Raw genomic sequence first — 1,974 nt, forward strand, 5'->3', positions numbered from 1 at the left:
CGATCTTCAGCCAGTCATGTTGACTCAATAACTCAACTTGCTCTTTCTTGACATATTTATCTGCTGAAACGCAGACCCACTCCTGCTTGGCTTCATCCTTTTCCTGCTTGGGTGATTCAACCAGCACTTCCTGACTTTTATCCTTGGTTGCCACCCACTTGGATTTACCTCCCTCACTCTTCTTCTCATGAAGGATCAAATCGGCAGGTACTTTAGCATAGGTAGCGCCACCTTTCGTTTCCGCCTTGTTGGCTAGAACATCGTCCAGACGGGGATCCTGGGTGAACACCTCAAGATGTACCTGATGCTTGCTTTGCTTGCCCCCAGTCAGGGAGCCCGGCGTTTCCACCAGACCGAGGTAGCCAATGGTCTCACCCGCCGCGATCGGCACGGGAGATGGCAACACATATAATTCGCCGAGATGGGAGGGTGTACGGGTATTGACCTTGATAAATTCATCTTCGACGCACACCCAAACCATGCCGCAACTACCCACAGCACCATCTGCACGTGGTGTCACATATTCGCATCTGGCCATCTTGCGTGCCTTGTCACCGATCCAATGAAACTCGAGGTGGTGGGCATCATACTGCAACTTGGTGCCGGCAGGCAGAGAAACACTTTTGTCTCCCGCCATTAGACGACCTGTAGGCCCATTGAGAACAGGATCCGAACGACCAATCATATTAGTCAGCAGCTCAGCTTCTATTTGGTCAAATAGCCAGTTTGGAACATTGGGTTTGATAAAGGTCACGGCATCCGGGCTATTGGCGATCCAGACTGAACTCCCTTCACTGACCAATACGCCAGCCTTTTCAGCCTCTTTTATCTGGGCATTGGACAGCTCGCTCTTGATCTTTACCTTGATGAAATCATACTCCTTGCCCCCAACACTCCCCTTTTTGGGGGGAATGCTGCTATCCATCTCCAGTTCGGTATCCTTAGGCAAAGTGAAACGGGGCAAGGCAGCATCGGCACGCTGCTGCTCTGCATCAGGATTCGTATGGGGAACTGAGTTGCGAGCATTCCAACCCTTTTTCAACACCAGCTTCTCGGTACTTTGGTACTTATCCCAAGGCAACAGGTGCATATAGAGCGAATAAAAGGTGAACTCGTTTTTAGCTTTTGTTTCTGCATTGATTTCACAATATTCGTGTTGGACTAGGCAGAAGCAGTTGGAATAACGTAGTGACTCCCCCTGAAATTCAGAGGTCAGATAATCCTTCATCATCCGAAAAGCCACGACTTTGCCGTCAGCAATGGCTCGGACAGGATATTTATCCTTGCACCAGGGGGCGCTCTGATCGCTGATATGAATACCACCATGCCACATGTTGTGATTGCCAAGGAGATAATGACCGGACTTTTCGCCATTAATAAGTGCAGTCAGCGCTTTGGCATCCTTGAACTCTTCCCCTGTGGCAGTGAGGATGGGAAATGCAAACTTCATGCTTTCTCCTTATTCAGAAAAGAGATAGAACGCAGCGGGCTTCTCTTCTTTCAAGAGCGCCTCCATAGCCTTCTCGGTGGCAATCGCCTTGACCAGTTCAACCAGTTCCGGTGCTTTGACCACCTCGACCCCTTTGGGAGTAACGGGAGCCTGACCAGCCCAGCCAGAGCCTGCTCCCGGGCTGCCGCCGGCATTGAGCTTGATGGCAGGGCCGACCAGCTTGATGCCGCTCGGGTCAACTTTCACAAAGCTGCCCCCCCCCTTGAGGGTGATCTCGGAGCCCGCCTCCAGCACCAGCTTGTCACCCACCTTGATATGCACCTCTTCACCCGCTTCCACCAAGAGGGATTGACCCAGCTTCTGGTGCAGGGAGGTATCCACCGTCAGTGAATAGTCCGCCTTGATGTGGTCGCATTTTTCGCCTTCGACTGTCAGGTGGTCATTACCGAGGCTGGGCGGAGCACCATCCTTGCCCGGCACCTTTCTGATGCGAGTGATCCGCTCATTGTCGATATCCCGATGCT

The 1,974-nt window shown here is 52.0% G+C and carries 2 pseudogenes; both read right to left on the reverse strand.

Features of this window, described 5'->3' with window-relative positions:
* Positions 1-1,450, reverse strand: a pseudogene (locus tag LG31_RS0107790) (hypothetical protein); the annotation flags it as partial.
* 9 nt (positions 1,451-1,459) lie between these two features.
* Positions 1,460-1,974 (reverse strand): annotated as a pseudogene (locus LG31_RS0107795) (type VI secretion system tip protein VgrG); the annotation flags it as partial.

The sequence above is a fragment of the Aeromonas lacus genome (assembly GCF_000764665.1).
Classification (GTDB): Bacteria; Pseudomonadota; Gammaproteobacteria; order Enterobacterales; family Aeromonadaceae; genus Aeromonas; species Aeromonas lacus.